Annotated in this window: 13 protein-coding genes; 7 read left to right on the top strand and 6 right to left on the bottom strand. The window is 39.5% G+C overall.

The window, feature by feature from the left end; genetic code table 11:
* Positions 1–31 precede the first annotated feature (31 nt).
* From lon to bolA, 5 genes are all read right to left on the bottom strand, one after another.
* Positions 32–2,392, bottom strand: a complete 2,361-nt coding sequence (gene lon, locus DK858_RS09365; protein WP_109397176.1) for an endopeptidase La — start codon at positions 2,390–2,392, stop codon at positions 32–34.
* 260 nt (positions 2,393–2,652) lie between these two features.
* Positions 2,653–3,924, bottom strand: coding sequence for an ATP-dependent protease ATP-binding subunit ClpX (gene clpX / locus DK858_RS09360; protein ID WP_109397175.1), 1,272 nt, complete (start codon positions 3,922–3,924; stop codon positions 2,653–2,655).
* 144 nt (positions 3,925–4,068) lie between these two features.
* Entirely contained in the window at positions 4,069–4,692 is a 624-nt protein-coding gene (gene clpP, locus DK858_RS09355) for an ATP-dependent Clp endopeptidase proteolytic subunit ClpP (protein ID WP_004245088.1), read from the bottom strand.
* Between the two features lie 256 nt (positions 4,693–4,948).
* The gene (tig, locus tag DK858_RS09350) at positions 4,949–6,253 is read right to left on the bottom strand and encodes a trigger factor (RefSeq protein ID WP_109397174.1); all 1,305 of its coding nucleotides are present in this window, start codon (positions 6,251–6,253) and stop codon (positions 4,949–4,951) included.
* A gap of 321 nt (positions 6,254–6,574) precedes the next feature.
* Positions 6,575–6,889, bottom strand: a complete 315-nt coding sequence (bolA, locus tag DK858_RS09345; RefSeq protein WP_109397173.1) for a transcriptional regulator BolA — start codon at positions 6,887–6,889, stop codon at positions 6,575–6,577.
* A 340-nt stretch (positions 6,890–7,229) separates the two neighbouring features.
* Between bolA and DK858_RS09340 the strand changes: the two genes are divergently transcribed.
* Together DK858_RS09340 and ampG are read left to right on the top strand one after the other, a co-directional pair.
* On the top strand, positions 7,230–7,808 hold the full coding sequence (locus DK858_RS09340; protein WP_109397172.1) for a YajG family lipoprotein: 579 nt from the start codon (positions 7,230–7,232) through the stop codon (positions 7,806–7,808).
* A 56-nt stretch (positions 7,809–7,864) separates the two neighbouring features.
* On the top strand, positions 7,865–9,385 hold the full coding sequence (ampG, locus tag DK858_RS09335) for a muropeptide MFS transporter AmpG (RefSeq protein WP_109397171.1): 1,521 nt from the start codon (positions 7,865–7,867) through the stop codon (positions 9,383–9,385).
* Between the two features lie 85 nt (positions 9,386–9,470).
* Here the strand turns inward: ampG and dbpA are convergent, their stop codons facing one another.
* Positions 9,471–10,844 (bottom strand): ATP-dependent RNA helicase DbpA, encoded by a 1,374-nt coding sequence (dbpA, locus tag DK858_RS09330; protein WP_109397170.1) that lies wholly within the window; start codon positions 10,842–10,844, stop codon positions 9,471–9,473.
* A 364-nt stretch (positions 10,845–11,208) separates the two neighbouring features.
* On the opposite strand from dbpA, the gene DK858_RS09325 reads away from it, so the two are divergent.
* The 5 genes from DK858_RS09325 to DK858_RS09305 all read left to right on the top strand — a co-directional run bounded on the left by DK858_RS09325 (position 11,209) and on the right by DK858_RS09305 (position 16,347).
* Positions 11,209–11,970, top strand: coding sequence for a nucleoside-specific channel-forming Tsx family protein (locus DK858_RS09325; protein WP_109397169.1), 762 nt, complete (start codon positions 11,209–11,211; stop codon positions 11,968–11,970).
* A gap of 496 nt (positions 11,971–12,466) precedes the next feature.
* The gene (gene cyoA / locus DK858_RS09320) at positions 12,467–13,417 is read left to right on the top strand and encodes a cytochrome o ubiquinol oxidase subunit II (RefSeq protein ID WP_006535098.1); all 951 of its coding nucleotides are present in this window, start codon (positions 12,467–12,469) and stop codon (positions 13,415–13,417) included.
* Between the two features lie 4 nt (positions 13,418–13,421).
* Entirely contained in the window at positions 13,422–15,404 is a 1,983-nt protein-coding gene (gene cyoB / locus DK858_RS09315; RefSeq protein ID WP_109397168.1) for a cytochrome o ubiquinol oxidase subunit I, read from the top strand.
* Positions 15,404–16,015: a cytochrome o ubiquinol oxidase subunit III gene (locus tag DK858_RS09310; RefSeq protein ID WP_072063673.1), complete on the top strand. Its 612-nt coding sequence runs from the start codon at positions 15,404–15,406 to the stop codon at positions 16,013–16,015. The genes cyoB and DK858_RS09310 overlap by 1 nt, the downstream gene beginning before the upstream one ends.
* Positions 16,015–16,347, top strand: coding sequence for a cytochrome o ubiquinol oxidase subunit IV (locus DK858_RS09305; protein ID WP_006535101.1), 333 nt, complete (start codon positions 16,015–16,017; stop codon positions 16,345–16,347). Before DK858_RS09310 ends, DK858_RS09305 begins: the two co-directional genes overlap by 1 nt.
* Positions 16,348–16,357: the final 10 nt, after the last annotated feature.

Raw genomic sequence — 16,357 nt, 5'->3', positions numbered from 1 at the left:
TTTAGCTATAATTTATGACTAACATCACTCTTTAGTGTGATTTATCAGTAATAACTTCCATGCCAAACGGCGAGTTTTGCAGGGCTAGCGATAAAACTTCCTCTATTGTTTTCACTGGGTGAATATCCAGATCAGCAACAATATTTTCAGGAATTTCTTCTAAATCACGTTTATTTTCATCAGGGATAAGAACTGTCTTAATTCCACCACGATGTGCAGCAAGTAACTTTTCTTTCAGTCCGCCAATTGGCAACACTTGCCCGCGTAACGTAATTTCACCCGTCATTGCAACATCAGAACGTACAGGGTTACCTGTTAGGCTTGATACCAATGCAGTACACATTGCGATACCTGCACTTGGACCATCTTTTGGTGTTGCGCCTTCAGGAACGTGTACGTGCATATCACGTTTTTCATAGAAATCGCCATTAATGCCCAGTTTATCAGCACGAGCACGAACTACCGTCATTGCCGCTTGGATAGACTCTTGCATCACTTCACCTAAAGAGCCGGTAAATGTTAGCTTACCCTTACCTGGTACACTTGCTGTTTCAATAGTCAGTAGATCACCACCCACTTCTGTCCATGCAAGTCCTGTTACCATACCTACTCGGTTTTCTGTATCAGCACGACCGTAGTCAACTTTACGAACACCTAAGTAGTCTTTGAGATTATCTTCGTTAATCTCAATATGCTTGATTGTGCTATCCATTAGCAGCTGTTTCACGGCTTTACGGCATAATTTAGAAATTTCACGTTCTAAACTACGTACACCTGCTTCACGCGTGTAATAACGAATAATGCCCATAATCGCGCTGTCATGGATTGTCAGCTCGCTTGGTTTTAACGCATTACGCTCAATCTGTTTTGGTAACAAATGTTGCTTAGCAATATTGAGTTTTTCGTCTTCGGTATAACCTGATAAACGAATAACTTCCATACGATCTAACAACGGTGCAGGTATATTCATGGAGTTAGATGTCGCCACAAACATAACATCAGACAGATCGTAATCAACTTCCAGATAATGATCATTAAATGCGATGTTTTGTTCTGGATCTAACACTTCTAACAGAGCAGAAGCTGGATCGCCTCGCATATCCGATGACATCTTATCAATTTCATCTAACAGGAAAAGTGGGTTTTTGACGCCAACTTTCGCCATTTTCTGAATCAATTTACCTGGCATAGAACCGATGTAAGTACGACGGTGACCACGGATTTCAGCTTCATCACGTACACCACCTAACGCCATACGAACATACTTACGGCCTGTTGCTTTAGCAATAGATTGACCCAGTGAGGTTTTACCTACTCCCGGAGGCCCTACCAAGCACAGGATTGGCCCTTTAATTTTGCTAACACGAGACTGAACCGCGAGGTATTCAAGGATACGCTCTTTAACACGTTCTAAACCGTAATGGTCAGTATCAAGAACTTCTTGTGCTTTCACTAAGTCTTTTTTAACTTTGCTACGGCTATTCCAAGGAACTTGAACCATCCAATCAATATAACTACGTACAACCGTGGCTTCTGCTGACATTGGCGACATCATTTTTAATTTCTGAAGTTCCGCTTCTGTCTTCTCTTTTGCCTCTTTTGGCATTTTAGCCGCATCGATTTTACGTTTCAGCGATTCCATTTCATCAGGTGCATCATCCATCTCACCTAATTCTTTTTGAATAGCTTTCATTTGTTCATTGAGATAATACTCTCGCTGACTCTTTTCCATCTGCTTTTTAACACGGTTACGAATCCGTTTTTCAACTTGTAGCAGATCGATTTCTGATTCCATCATCGCCATTAAATATTCAAGGCGTTCTGTCACATCAGACATTTCAAGCACAGCTTGCTTATCTTTTAATTTCAGCGGCATATGTGAAGCAATGGTGTCTGCTAATTTCGCTGATTCTTCGATAGCATGTAACGAGGTTAATACCTCTGGCGGAATTTTTTTATTCAGCTTGATATAACCTTCAAACTGATTAATCGTTGTACGATTTAAGACTTCTTGTTCACGCTCATCAACGGCTGGCGTTTCAAGGTATTCAGCTTTCGCCTGAAAGTATTCACCATTATCAGATAACGTCGTAATTTTGGCACGACGAATACCTTCAACAAGTACTTTTACTGTTCCATCAGGTAGTTTTAGCATCTGTAAAACAGACGCAACTGTACCAACAGAAAAAAGATCATTAACACCTGGTTCGTCAGTAGATGCATCTTTCTGCGCAACCAGCATAATTTGTTTGTTGTCGTTCATCGCGGCTTCTAAGCAATGAATAGATTTTTCACGACCAACGAACAACGGGATCACCATATGCGGATATACAACGACATCACGTAATGGCAATACAGGTATTTCAATACGTTCTGGACGCTCAGGATTCATAGAGCTCTCTCTTCGTTTTTAGCTTAACGCTTTTACAGGTAATTTTATTCGCATGTCACCAAATAAAATTAATTCCACGGATTGTCAAAATATATAAGGGCACTTTTCTGACATTCAATAGCATTACGCATTAAAAAAACAAAATGAGGGAAAATTCCCTCATTTTTATTGCGTTGGCACGCCTTATCTTAAATTTCCCTCTTATTTTTGAGAGAAAACGAGATAATGTCAGACAAAAGACACTGCCAAATTACGATGCATTATTCACCTGAAGCCTGATTTTCTGGCTGGCTATAAATAACCAGTGGCTCAGATTTTCCATTAATAACGCCTTCATCAATGACCACTTTTTCTGCATTTTCAAATGAAGGAAGGTCATACATCGTATCAAGTAATGCAGCTTCAACAATCGAACGTAAACCACGAGCACCCGTTTTACGTACCATGGCTTTTTTCGCGATTGCCGTCAGCGCTTCCTTACGGAATTCTAAATCCACACCTTCTAATTTAAATAATGCCTGATATTGCTTAGTCAATGCATTCTTAGGTTCTTGTAAGATTTGGATTAACGCTTCTTCGTTTAATTCGCCTAGCGTTGCAACAACAGGTAAACGACCAATAAATTCAGGGATAAGACCAAATTTAATCAGATCTTCTGGCTCAACTTGGGCTAATAATTCACCTTCGCTAGCTTTCTCTTTTTGGCTTTTAACTTCTGCACCAAAACCGATACCTGAGTGTGTATTTAAACGCTGTGCAACGACTTTATCGAGTCCTGCAAATGCACCACCACAAATAAAGAGGATCTTAGAAGTATCAACTTGTAAAAACTCTTGTTGTGGATGCTTACGTCCGCCTTGAGGAGGAACAGAGGCTACAGTGCCTTCAACTAATTTCAATAATGCTTGCTGTACACCTTCACCAGACACATCACGGGTGATTGATGGGTTTTCAGATTTACGCGTGATTTTGTCAATTTCATCAATATACACAATACCACGTTGTGCTTTTTGCACATCGTAATCGCATTTTTGTAGCAGTTTTTGAATGATGTTTTCAACATCTTCACCCACATACCCCGCTTCTGTCAGGGTTGTAGCATCTGCCATAGTAAAAGGAACATCAAGGTAGCGTGCTAATGTTTCTGCTAGTAACGTTTTACCGCTACCAGTAGGACCAATCAGCAAAATATTACTTTTCCCTAACTCAACACCATCGGCTTTATCGCCATTACGCAGACGTTTATAGTGGTTATAAACGGCAACAGCCAAAACTTTTTTAGCCAATTCCTGACCGATAACATAGTCATCAAGGTGCTTACGGATTTCATGCGGCGTTGGCAATTCACTGCGTTCATGATGAGGTGCCAGTTCTTTTATTTCCTCACGAATGATATCAACACAAAGATCGACACATTCATCACAGATATAAACCGACGGACCAGCGATCAATTTTTTTACTTCATGCTGGCTTTTACCGCAGAAAGAGCAATACAGAAGCTTCCCTGAGCTATCTTTGCGCTTATCTGTCATCAGTCAACCTCACTTAGTTATTCTTCTTATCATTTATAAGAAGAAAGTCTTTTTTACATAAATATTGATAGCCGTTTCCTTTGCGTGCGTTATTGACTAACAAAAGAAACGTATTAATTCAGTTGCTATTACAACGTGTAATAATTAGCTACGTTGAGTATAGACTTTATCCACTAATCCATATTCTAACGCTTCGTTAGCGGATAAGAAACGATCACGCTCAGTGTCTCTTTCTATTTCTTCAATAGATTTACCTGTATGTTGAGCCATTAGCTCATTCATACGAGATTTTACTTTCAAAATTTCTTGAGCATGAATTTGAATATCTGTTGCTTGACCTTGGTAACCACCTAATGGTTGGTGGATCATCACACGAGAGTTAGGTAAGCAAATACGTTTACCTTTCGCACCAGCAGATAATAAGAAGGCACCCATTGAACATGCCTGTCCCATACAAATTGTACTAACATCTGCTTTGATATACTGCATGGTGTCATAAATAGACATACCCGCAGTAATTACACCACCCGGTGAGTTAATATACAGGTTGATGTCTTTCTCTGGATTTTCAGCTTCTAAAAATAGCATTTGAGCAACGATAAGATTAGCCATGTGATCTTCAACTTGGCCAGTCAGGAAAATAATTCGTTCTTTTAATAAACGTGAGTAAATGTCGTAAGAACGCTCTCCTCGCGAAGTTTGCTCTATAACCATCGGCACCAGAGCCATATTAGGTGCGAATTGTTCCTGTGTGTCGTTAAATGACATGTCTGTCTCCTATTGCATTCTTATTGGTGCCAATGACAACAATTTTACTTGAGATAATTGATCATGACCATTTCTAATGATCTAATCTCTCACAAGACATTCAAGGCGCCTCGCGAGGAGTGATAAAGAGAATATAGAATTATCTGGAGATAATCGCTCAAATTTCAAGGCAAATTTGATAAATTTATATAAACTGAAAAAAACCCGTGGTAAAAACCACGGGTTTTTGCTTAAAACCAATATTCGCGGTTAAGAATTAACCCATTTGAACTTCGTTCATTAGTTCAGTGAAGTTAGTTTCTTTTTCAGTTACTTTAGCATTTGCTAAGATTTTTTCTACCGCTTGCTCTTCTAACGCAAGATTACGGATGTTGTTCATCAGTTGTTCGTTCTTATTGTAGAACTCAACAACTTCTGATGGATCTTCGTAAGCTGAAGCCATTTCATCGATCAGTGCATTCACACGATCGTCTTCTGCTTTCAGTTCATTACTATTGATCACTTCACCTAACAGTAATCCAACGATTACACGACGTTTAGCTTGTTCTTCGAACAGTTCACGTGGTAATTGCAGAGCTTGTTTCTCATCGCCACCAAAACGTTGAGCTGCTTGACGTTGCAGAACTTCAATTTCGCTGTCAACAGCAGCTGCTGGTACGTCAACTTCGTTTGCTTTAACTAAGCCATCAATAACTTGTGATTTAACACGAGTACGGATTGCATTTTTCAGTTCACGTTCCATGTTTTTACGTACTTCAGCACGTAAACCATCAACAGAACCATCAGCAATACCAAAACGTTTGATGAACTCTTCAGTTAATTCAGGCAGTTCACGCTCTTCAACTTTTTTCAGGTTGATAGCGAATTGTGCTTTTTTACCTTTCAGGTTTTCAGCGTGGTAATCTTCTGGGAAAGTCACATCAATTGTGAATTCTTCTCCAGCTTTATGACCGATAACGCCTTCTTCGAAACCTGGGATCATACGACCTTGACCCATTGCCAGTACGAAATCTTCAGCTTTTCCGCCTTCAAATTCTTCACCGTCAATAGAACCGTTGAAATCAACAGTTACGCGATCTTCTGCTGCGACTGCGCCGTCTTTGTCTTTCCACTCTGCTTGTTGCTTACGCAGTGTTTCTAACATGTTATCGACATCTTCGTCTTTAACAGTGACAACAGGTTTTACAACTTCAATGCTTTCCAGATCTTTCAGTTCGATTTCTGGGAAAACTTCGAATTCTACAGAGTAAACAAAGTCTTCACCTTCTTTGTATTGCTCTGGTTTGTAGTCAGGCGCACCAACTGGGTTTACTTTGTTTTCGATGATAGCGTTAATGAAATTACGCTGCATCATGTCACCCAGAACATCATTCAGTACTGACATACCGTAACGCTGTTTAACCATTGACATTGGAACGTGACCTTTACGGAAACCATCAATGCGAACAGTTTTAGCAGCTTTTTTCAGTTCACTGTCTACAGCAGTTTGGATATCAGCGGCTGGTACGGTGATTGTGACACGACGCCCTAGGCCTTGAGTCGTTTCAACAGAAACTTGCATCTTGTTACCTCAAAATAAGTTTTAGTGCTCGGTCTACTTTAAAGGAAACTAACATGATATTGACATGATTAGATTTATTTTCCTTTCAGAACCGGGGCCGCCACATTTAAAAAAACGAGGATCCCTGATATCAGAAGCATCCCGAAACCTTACTGAAAATTAGACGCGACATTATAACGATCTAGAGGGGTTGAGTCGAGAAAGAGCCGTTTTATTCCTCAATTTTTTCATAAAATCGAGCAACTCCCCCTTTTTTTTCGCTATAAAGAACAAAAAATACGCATCTTAGGATCTATTTACTCACGATTAACGATAAGGTTGCTAATCTTCTTGGCTTCCGCCACGGCACCCAGGAGAGCGTAATGCTTTATCCTGCTGTTCATTCCATTCACTTAACGTAAATGTGTGTAATGCTAATGCATGAACGCCATTTTCCATTTCATGAGCTAATGTTTGGTACACGTCACGATGGCGCGAAACACTGCGTTTCTCATTAAAACCATCACTAACGATAATGACTTTGAAGTGGCTTTCAGAGCCTTCCGGTACATTATGGCGATGGCTTTCGTTTATTACTTGTAAAAAATGCGGTGAAAAGCGTGAAATCAGCTTATTCTCAATATCATCACGGATCATCTCTGCCCCTAATCCTCTAGCCTTTATACCATGGCGAATAAAAAATAAGTCCACCAGATTACCTTGATTGAGTCTTTATCAATACAAAATGATGGGCTTATTCTTTTTAATTTTACTGATGATAATCGCTTATTTTTCATCTTGAGTAAAACCATTGACCAAATATTGTCAAATACACAAGTAAAAATGAGAGTAATTTGAAATAAAATCAATTGATAAAATCAGATAATTTCGTTCGTTAAGGGGATATTAGCAGCCCATCAGCAGTGGTATGATAGGCTAAAGTTTAAAGCCTATTCTACTTATTAACACAACAGACTTATTTAACCGAGATTACCTCATGATTAAAAATTTACTCTGTGCTGTTTTTGCATTAACACTACTTTCAGGTTGTGCAACCCCTAGTAACAAATTATCTATTGAGCCAGTGATGTCAGTTCCTGCGGCCGACCCAACAATGCGCCCTATTTCACTGAATATTTCAAGCCAAGACAAACGCGCATCAAAGAGCTTAGCGGAAATCAACCGCAACGGTAAATTAGAAGTCCTAGTTCCAACTCGTGACATTGCATTTTTAATGCAAGAAGTTCTACAAAAACAAATGACAGCTCGTGGTTTTATGGTGGGTTCTCCGGCTTCTGCTGATGTCATTATTGTTATCAATAAACTCAATGCAGATGTTGGCGAAGGTAGTGTTCGCCATAATATCAGTGCAAAAGCGGATATTTCAGTTATCGTCACCCTACCAAATGGCAGCTCTAATACCAAAACATTCCGTACTAGCTACAATGTCCAAGGCCCATTTGGTGCAACTAATGAGAAAATTGCCGCCGCAATTAACAATGTCTTAAGTGAACTCGTTAGCGATATGGCAAAAGACGCCTCAGTCAGTCAATTTATCAAATCTAACGCACGTTAATTTTATTAGAATAAACGACCTGTTATCTCAAACAGGTCGTTGAAAGGAATTTTTGCATGGTTCAGCCTGCCTTCAAACAAACCACTTGGTATAAATCATTTATTCTTCTATTACTTGGCTTTACTTCAGGATTACCTCTAGCGTTAACAGCAGGCACACTACAAGCCTGGATGACAGTAGAAGATATTGATTTAAAAACCATTGGTTTTTTCTCACTGGTGGGACAAGCCTATGTTTTTAAATTCCTCTGGTCACCCTTTATGGATCGCTATACCCCCTCTTTTCTTGGCCGACGCCGAGGATGGATGTTACTCACTCAAATAGGGTTAGTACTTGGTATTGCAGGAATGGGATTTTTAAATCCTAATGATCATTTATGGTGGCTTGCTTCTTTAGCTGTCATTGTTGCTTTTTGTTCCGCTTCACAAGATATTGTTTTTGACGCCTATAAAACAGATATATTAAAAGCAGATGAGCGTGGTACAGGTGCTGCAGTTTCTGTCTTAGGTTATCGCATAGCCATGCTTGTTTCTGGAGGAATGGCGCTTTGGTTAGCTGATAAATATATTGGTTGGCAAAACATGTACTGGTTAATGGCCGCCTTAATGGGAATTGGTATTATTGCCACGTTACTTGCCCAAGAGCCAGAAACCACTGTAAAGCCACCCCGTACACTCTATGAAGCCGTTATTGAACCTTTATATGAATTCTTCTCTCGTAATAATGCTTGGCTAATTTTACTGCTTATTGTGCTGTATAAAATGGGGGATGCCTTTGCCCTAAGTTTAAGTACCACTTTTCTTATTCGCGGTGCAGGATTCGATGCAGGTGAAGTAGGATTAGTGAATAAAACACTTGGGCTTGCAGCCACTATTATTGGGGCATTGCTAGGTGGTTTATTAATGCGCCGTTGGAGTTTATTTAAAGCACTGATGATTTTTGGTATTTTGCAAGGTGGTTCAAATATCGGTTATTGGTATTTAGCTATTTCTGAGCAAAGTATTTATAGCATGGGTGCGGTAGTTGCATTTGAAAATATCTGTGGAGGAATGGGAACCGCCGCATTCGTCGCCCTCTTAATGACACTTTGTCATCTCTCCTTTTCAGCAACACAATTTGCGTTGCTCTCTGCTCTCTCTGCAATTGGTCGTGTTTATGTTGGCCCAGTTGCAGGTTGGTATGTTGAAAGTCATGGTTGGGAAGCATTTTATCTTTTTTCTATCGTTGCTTCTGTACCCGGTCTTATTTTGCTGTTTGTTTCGAAGAACACACTGATTTATACGCAAAAAACGGGGGAATTCCTTAGAAGAACCTTGTTTATTAAACAGTACCGTTTTGCTATTTATGGTTTGATGCTAACGACTCTTTTCTTTATTTGTAGTTTAATTCTTGTTGTTACAAATTCACTACCAACATTAGAAATGTTCCAATCTGTCGATTTTATTCAATCAATAGATACTGATAGATTAAGCTCTTGGGCTTCAACACTCTTTTTATATGGTGTTATCGTTGGTGCGGTAAGCCTTGTCTTTGGCACAATCCTAGATTATTTAGCCCTTAAGAAAACAACACATTAGTTTTATTATTTTCTCAAGATATGAACCATAAAAAAGGACAGTTTAAACTGTCCTTTTTGTATTCTTATGTTATGGGTAAAAAAATTTATCTAAATAATCTTACTTTTACTGTTTTACCCTTAATTTTACCTTGTTGCAGCTGTTTCCAGACTTGTTTTGCAATAGATTGTTTCACAGCGACATAAGCATGTGTTGGATTAATCATAATTTTACCAATATCGGCACCATTGAAACCCATATCCCCCGTTAATGCCCCTAAAATATCACCAGGGCGCATCTTGGCTTTTTTACCACCATCAATACATAATGTAGCCATTGTTGCTTCAAGAGGCGTAATTTGTAGCCCAGTAGGTACTGGTAACCAATTTATCTTCATGTGAAGCATCTCTTCTAAAGCGTTAGCACGCTGAATTTCTTCTGGTGCGCAAAAGCTAATAGCCAATCCACTTTCCCCCGCTCTGGCTGTACGGCCAATTCGGTGAACATGCACCTCTGGATCCCATGATAATTCGTAGTTAATTACCATTTCTAACGCTTTAATATCAAGTCCACGAGCCGCTACATCTGTTGCGACTAATACACGACAACTTCCATTAGCAAAGCGAATAAGCGTTTGGTCACGCTCTCTTTGTTCCATATCACCATGTAAAGCCAGCACACTTTGGTTGCTTTCTGTCAGTGTTTCATACACATCTTGGCAATCGCGCTTTGTGTTACAAAACACGACACAAGAAGCGGGTTGCTCACGGCTTAAAAGTTTTTGCAGCAATCCTATTTTTCCATGACGAGATATTTCATAAAACTGCTGTTCAACAGCGGGAAGCTCATCAACAGAATTGATTTCAATAGTGACTGGGTTTTGCTGGATCTTACGACTAATTGTTGCGATCTCATTTGGCCAAGTTGCAGAAAACAGCAACGTTTGGCGTGCCGTTGGCATACGAGAAATAATATCGTTGATATCATCAAAAAATCCCATATCCAACATTCTGTCTGCTTCATCCAACACTAATGTTTTCACATCATCTAAGGTGACAGTCTCTTTTTTTAGGTGATCAAGCAATCTGCCCGGTGTTGCAACAATAATATGTGCAGCATGTATTAATGAGTCACGCTGAATACTAAATGGAACACCCCCACACAGCGTTAATACTTTGATATTTGGAAGATAACGAGCAAGACGACGTAATTCATTTGCAACTTGATCAGCAAGTTCTCGCGTTGGGCATAAAATAAGTGATTGGGTATTAAACTGTTTTGCATCAATATGTTGCAAAAGCCCCAAACCAAAAGCCGCAGTTTTACCGCTACCTGTTTTTGCCTGAGCGCGAACGTCTTTTCCTTCAAGAATAGCGGGCAAAGCAGCTTCTTGAACTGGCGTCATAGAGAGATAACCCAATTCATTAAGGTTAGCGAGTTGTTCAGCAGGAAGTGCGTTAAGTTCAGCAAATGAGGTCACAATAAAAATTCCAAGTAAGATAAAAACGAATATTGGCTAATGATACTATCCCTTGATCCCTGTGTCGTGAGGTATTTTTACGCGATTGATACCACATATTTTTCTTTCTTCTCCCACTTCCTTTTTTTCTTTGCCCAAAAAGCAGTTATTAAGCGCTTAATCCATTCAAAATAGCTCAAATAATAAAAATAAACTAAACAATGCTAAAATTCTCATTTTTAATTATCAATTTAATATTCTAGAAATAGATCTTACTTTCAATATCATAATCTGCAAATTGAAATTTTATAGGTTATAGTTTCAAAGCATATAAAAATATAAATTCACCGCAAAATTATTTCATTAAAATCAATTGAGATTAGTCATGATAAAAAAAACATTTTTATTAACCATCGCAAGTACACTTTCTTTATCAGCTCAAGCTAGCTATTTAGGTGGCTTCGCTGATATCAGCATTAATTATCTTGATTGGACGACTCACACAACACACAAAACAGGGCAATCTTCTCATAAAGATGATTTTGCCTATTTAGAACTTGAAGGTGGTGCCAATTTTTCATGGGGTGAATTTTACGGTTTTTTTGATTTGGAAAATCCATTTAATCCTCGAAAAACAGAGCCCGGTGATAATCAACGTTATACCGTTAAAGCAACAAGTCGCATTTACTTAGGCGAAAGTGATTTTAATTTATACGGGCATATTTACGGTACATGGTCACTCCCAGGTAAAGAAAACAATGGCAACTTCCATGAAGTTAATACACTTTATGGCTTAGGCTATAACACACAAATAGATAATTTATGGTTTAAACCATTTGTTGCACTTCATTATGTCGATCAAACGTACTATTCAGGAAATAATGGCTACGTCGTTGGCTGGGTTGCTGGATATGATTTTTCGATTAGCGATCAAAAATTTAGCATTAGCAATTGGCATGAAATGGAATTTAACCGTCATCAGCGTTATGGCAATGGTGGGAAAAATGGATTTAATGGCGCTTTAGCTTTTTGGTGGCATCCAACAACCTCTATTACTACGGGTATTCAATATCGTTATGCTTATAAAAAGTTAGGCGAAGATTTTTTGCAAGACGGCATTGTATATAGCCTAAAATATAATTTTTGATCGCTAATTGTTAATTTTTATTACAGCGAAAGCATTTTTATTCGCTGTAACCTCTTTTTACCACTTAATGAAAAGTTTTCTCATTGGATATAAATATTCATCAAATAACTAATTACCCATATTAAAAATTACACAAACATCAAATATAGATATTAAACATTAATATAAAAAGGATTTTACCTCTCAACTCTCCTCTGACCTCTTTTTTGTTACTTTTTTAATCACAATACGTTTTCTTACACTTTTTATTGCATTTTTATTTGTAAAAATATGTATTTATTTTAAAAACATGGTACTTTATGAAATTATAGTTAATACACAATAATTAAATTAACATTTATTTAATATTTTAATTACTTGTGATCACATTAACACAAAAGACCAACCAATCACTTACTTACCATTACAATTGTTTACACTGTCGCAACCTTACCGTAAAATGTCCTTACTGATACTGATGAAACAACAATAGAACCTTTGTCATTTGGGTCGTTGGATGAGACTTATGAAATACATAAAAAGTATTGGGACACTCTCGCTATTAGCAGCAGCGCTTCTCTTAAGTGGCTGTGATATGGCGTTAATGAATCCCAAAGGCGCTATCGGCGCTGAGCAAAAAACATTAATCCTCATTGCGCTTGGTTTAATGTTAATTGTTGTGATACCGGTCATACTGATGGTGATTGTTTTCGCTTTTCGCTACCGTGAATCCAATACTAAAGCCACCTATCGCCCAAACTGGGCTCACTCAAATAAAATTGAACTCGTCGTTTGGACAGTGCCAATTATCATCATTGTGATTTTGGCAAGCATTACATGGAAAACAACCCATGAGCTTGATCCTTACAAACCTTTAGAGTCCACAGAAAAACCTGTCACCATTGAAGTTGTTTCAATGGACTGGAAATGGTTATTTATCTATCCAGAACAAGGTATTGCAACAGTTAATGAACTGGCTTTCCCGACTAATGTTCCTGTTAATTTCAAAATCACTTCTGACTCTGTCATGAACTCATTCTTTATCCCTCGCTTAGGTGGACAAATCTATGCGATGGCAGGAATGCAAACTAAGTTGCACTTAATTGCTAATGAGCCTGGTGAATATCAAGGTATGTCAGCAAGTTATAGTGGACACGGTTTTTCTGATATGAAATTTACAGCGATTGCGACACCTGATCGTGCCGGTTTCGATGCGTGGGTTGAAAAAGTCAAACAATCGCCAGATACGTTAAATACGACCGCTGCATTTAATGAACTTGCTAAACCAAGCCAGAAAAATCCAGTGACCTACTATTCAAGCGTGAAGCCAATGTTATTCCAAGAAACCATTTCTAAATTTGGTCATACAGGTCATGGCGCTCACACAGGTGGCAATCAGACAGCACATGCTGATGCAACAATGAATATGAACATGAGCCATGCGGCGCATGCAGGAGCAGAGGAATAAAGGCATGTTCGGAAAATTAACTCTTGATGCAATCCCTCTACATGAACCAATTATCGTAGTGACTTTACTCGGTATTGTTCTTGGTGGACTTGCTATTGTTGGCGCACTAACTTATTTTCGTAAATGGAAATGGTTGTGGAGCGAATGGTTAACCAGCGTTGACCATAAAAAAATTGGTATTATGTATATCCTCGTTGCAATGGTCATGATGTTCCGTGGCTTTGCCGATGCGATTATGATGAGAAGCCAACAAGCTCTCGCCTCTGCTGGCGAAGCGGGTTTCTTACCACCTCATCACTATGATCAGATTTTTACCGCACACGGCGTTATCATGATTTTCTTCATGGCAACACCTTTCGTTGTGGGTCTGATGAACCTCGTTGTACCTTTACAAATTGGTGCCCGTGATGTGGCCTTCCCTTTCCTTAACTCACTGAGCTTCTGGTTCTTTGTAGTTGGTGTTGTACTCATCAACATCTCTTTAGGTATTGGTGAATTCGCACAAACAGGTTGGTTAGCTTATCCACCACTTTCGGGTTTGGAGTATAACCCAGGAGTCGGGGTAGATTATTGGATATGGAGTTTACAGATATCCGGTATTGGTACACTGCTAACAGGGGTTAACTTCTTCGCGACTATTCTGCGTATGCGTGCGCCGGGTATGAGCATGATGAAAATGCCAGTATTCTCTTGGGCGGCTTTATGTACTAACGTCCTAATTATTGCTGCATTCCCAATTTTAACCGTTACTATTACGCTATTAACTTTAGACCGCTATCTTGGTACGCACTTCTTTACCAATGATATGGGCGGTAACATGATGATGTACATCAACCTTGTATGGGCTTGGGGTCATCCAGAAGTTTATATCCTTGTTCTACCCGTATTTGGTGTGTTCTCTGAAGTAACAGCAACATTCTCTAAAAAACGGTTATTCGGTTATACCTCTTTAGTTGGTGCGACTGTCGTTATTACCGTGTTGTCGTTTATTGTTTGGTTACACCACTTCTTTACTATGGGCTCTGGCGCCAACGTCAATGCCTTCTTCGGTATCGCCACGATGATCATCGCTATTCCAACAGGAGTTAAAATCTTTAACTGGCTGTTTACGATGTATCAAGGCCGTATCGAATATAAAAGCCCAATGCTATGGACTATCGGTTTCCTGATTACCTTCTCTGTTGGGGGGATGACAGGGGTTCTGTTAGCCGTTCCGGGTGCAAACTTCGTTTTACATAACAGCTTATTCTTAATTGCTCACTTCCATAACGTTATTATCGGTGGTGTGGTATTTGGCTGTTTCGCAGGTATGACTTACTGGTTCCCTAAAGCATTCGGTTTCACACTGAATGAGAAATGGGGTATCCGTGCATTCTGGTTCTGGTTTATCGGCTTCTTTATGGCCTTTATGCCACTGTACATTCTTGGCTTTATGGGTATGACTCGTCGTATTAGCCAAAATATCAACCCAGAATTCCATCCAATGCTGATGGTTGCAGCGGGTGGTGCGGCACTAATCGCTATCGGTATCGCTTGTCAAGTTGTCCAAATCTACGTAAGTATCCGTGACCGTGATCAAAACCGTGACTTAACGGGAGATCCATGGGGCGGACGTACACTGGAATGGTCTATTTCTTCACCCGCTCCGTTCTATAACTTTGCTGTTGAACCTCACGTTCAAACTCGTGATGAGTGGTGGGATCAGAAAGAAAAAGGCACAGCTTATCAACGTCCAACCAAATACGAACCAATCCATATGCCTAAAAATACAGGCGCAGGTGTGATTATTTCAGCGTTCAGCTTAGTGCTTGGTTTTGCCATGATCTGGCACATCTGGTGGTTAGCTATCGTTGGTTTCGCTGGCATGATTGTCACTTGGATCGTGAAAAGCTTTGATACAGATGTGGATTACTATGTCCAAGTACCTGAAATTGAAGCTCTCGAGAATAAGCATTATGAAGAACTGAAAAAAGCAGGTGTGAAATAATGTCTACTCAAACTGTAAATAACACAAACGCCCATGAACATCATGGGCACCACGATGCAGGAGCGACGAAAGTTTTCGGCTTCTGGATCTATCTAATGAGCGACCTTATCCTGTTTGCCAGCTTATTCGCCACTTATGCGGTGCTTGTTAACGGGATTGCAGATGGTCCTTCAGGTAAAGAGATTTTTAGCTTACCGTTTGTTTTAGTTGAAACCTTCTTACTGCTATTTAGTAGTATCACTTTCGGTTTCGCTATGCTGAGCATGAATAAAGGTAGCGTTAGCCAAGTAAATCTGTGGTTATTTGTTACTTTCTTATTCGGCTTAGGTTTCGTCATCATGGAAGTTTACGAATTCCATGAACTAATCGCAGAAGGTTATGGCCCAGATCGCAGTGCATTCTTATCAGCATTTTTTGCATTAGTTTCAACGCACGGTCTTCACGTAACGGCGGGTTTAATCTGGATTGTTATTATGATGATCCAAGTATCACGCCGTGGTTTAACTGAAGTTAACCGTACTCGTTTAAGCTGTTTAAGTCTGTTCTGGCACTTCCTTGACGTTGTCTGGATCTGTGTGTTCACCGTAGTTTATCTGATGGGAGTGATGTAATGAGTCATCCAAATACTTCTCCTTCAGGCGCAAGCCACGGCAGCATGAAGTCTTATCTAATCGGCTTTATCCTGTCTGTTATCCTCACCGTTATTCCATTTTGGATGGTGATGGAAGGAACAGCGACACCAGCAACAATTCTCTGGACTGTTGTCGGTATGGCAGTTGTGCAGATTGTGGTTCACTTAGTCTGCTTCTTGCATATGAATACGTCATCAGAAGAGCGCTGGAACGTCGTCGCATTCCTGTTCACACTGCTTATTATCGGCATTGTTGTCGTAGGCTCGTTGTGGATTATGTACAACCTGAACATCAATATGATGATGGATTAAGAGTTGTCGC

This window comes from Proteus faecis (assembly GCF_003144395.1).
Taxonomy (GTDB): domain Bacteria; phylum Pseudomonadota; class Gammaproteobacteria; order Enterobacterales; family Enterobacteriaceae; genus Proteus; species Proteus faecis.
The sequence above is the reverse complement of the archived record's forward strand: the minus strand, read 5'-3'. Positions and strand labels throughout refer to the sequence as shown.

Coding starts and splice junctions, on each gene's coding strand:
- lon (WP_109397176.1), bottom strand. CDS start 2,392: ATGAATCCTGAGCGTCCAGAACGTATTGAAATACCTGTATTGCCATTA.
- clpX (WP_109397175.1), bottom strand. CDS start 3,924: ATGACAGATAAGCGCAAAGATAGCTCAGGGAAGCTTCTGTATTGCTCT.
- clpP (WP_004245088.1), bottom strand. CDS start 4,692: ATGTCATTTAACGACACACAGGAACAATTCGCACCTAATATGGCTCTG.
- tig (WP_109397174.1), bottom strand. CDS start 6,253: ATGCAAGTTTCTGTTGAAACGACTCAAGGCCTAGGGCGTCGTGTCACA.
- bolA (WP_109397173.1), bottom strand. CDS start 6,889: ATGATCCGTGATGATATTGAGAATAAGCTGATTTCACGCTTTTCACCG.
- DK858_RS09340 (WP_109397172.1), top strand. CDS start 7,230: ATGATTAAAAATTTACTCTGTGCTGTTTTTGCATTAACACTACTTTCA.
- ampG (WP_109397171.1), top strand. CDS start 7,865: ATGGTTCAGCCTGCCTTCAAACAAACCACTTGGTATAAATCATTTATT.
- DK858_RS09325 (WP_109397169.1), top strand. CDS start 11,209: ATGATAAAAAAAACATTTTTATTAACCATCGCAAGTACACTTTCTTTA.
- cyoA (WP_006535098.1), top strand. CDS start 12,467: ATGAGACTTATGAAATACATAAAAAGTATTGGGACACTCTCGCTATTA.
- cyoB (WP_109397168.1), top strand. CDS start 13,422: ATGTTCGGAAAATTAACTCTTGATGCAATCCCTCTACATGAACCAATT.
- DK858_RS09310 (WP_072063673.1), top strand. CDS start 15,404: ATGTCTACTCAAACTGTAAATAACACAAACGCCCATGAACATCATGGG.
- DK858_RS09305 (WP_006535101.1), top strand. CDS start 16,015: ATGAGTCATCCAAATACTTCTCCTTCAGGCGCAAGCCACGGCAGCATG.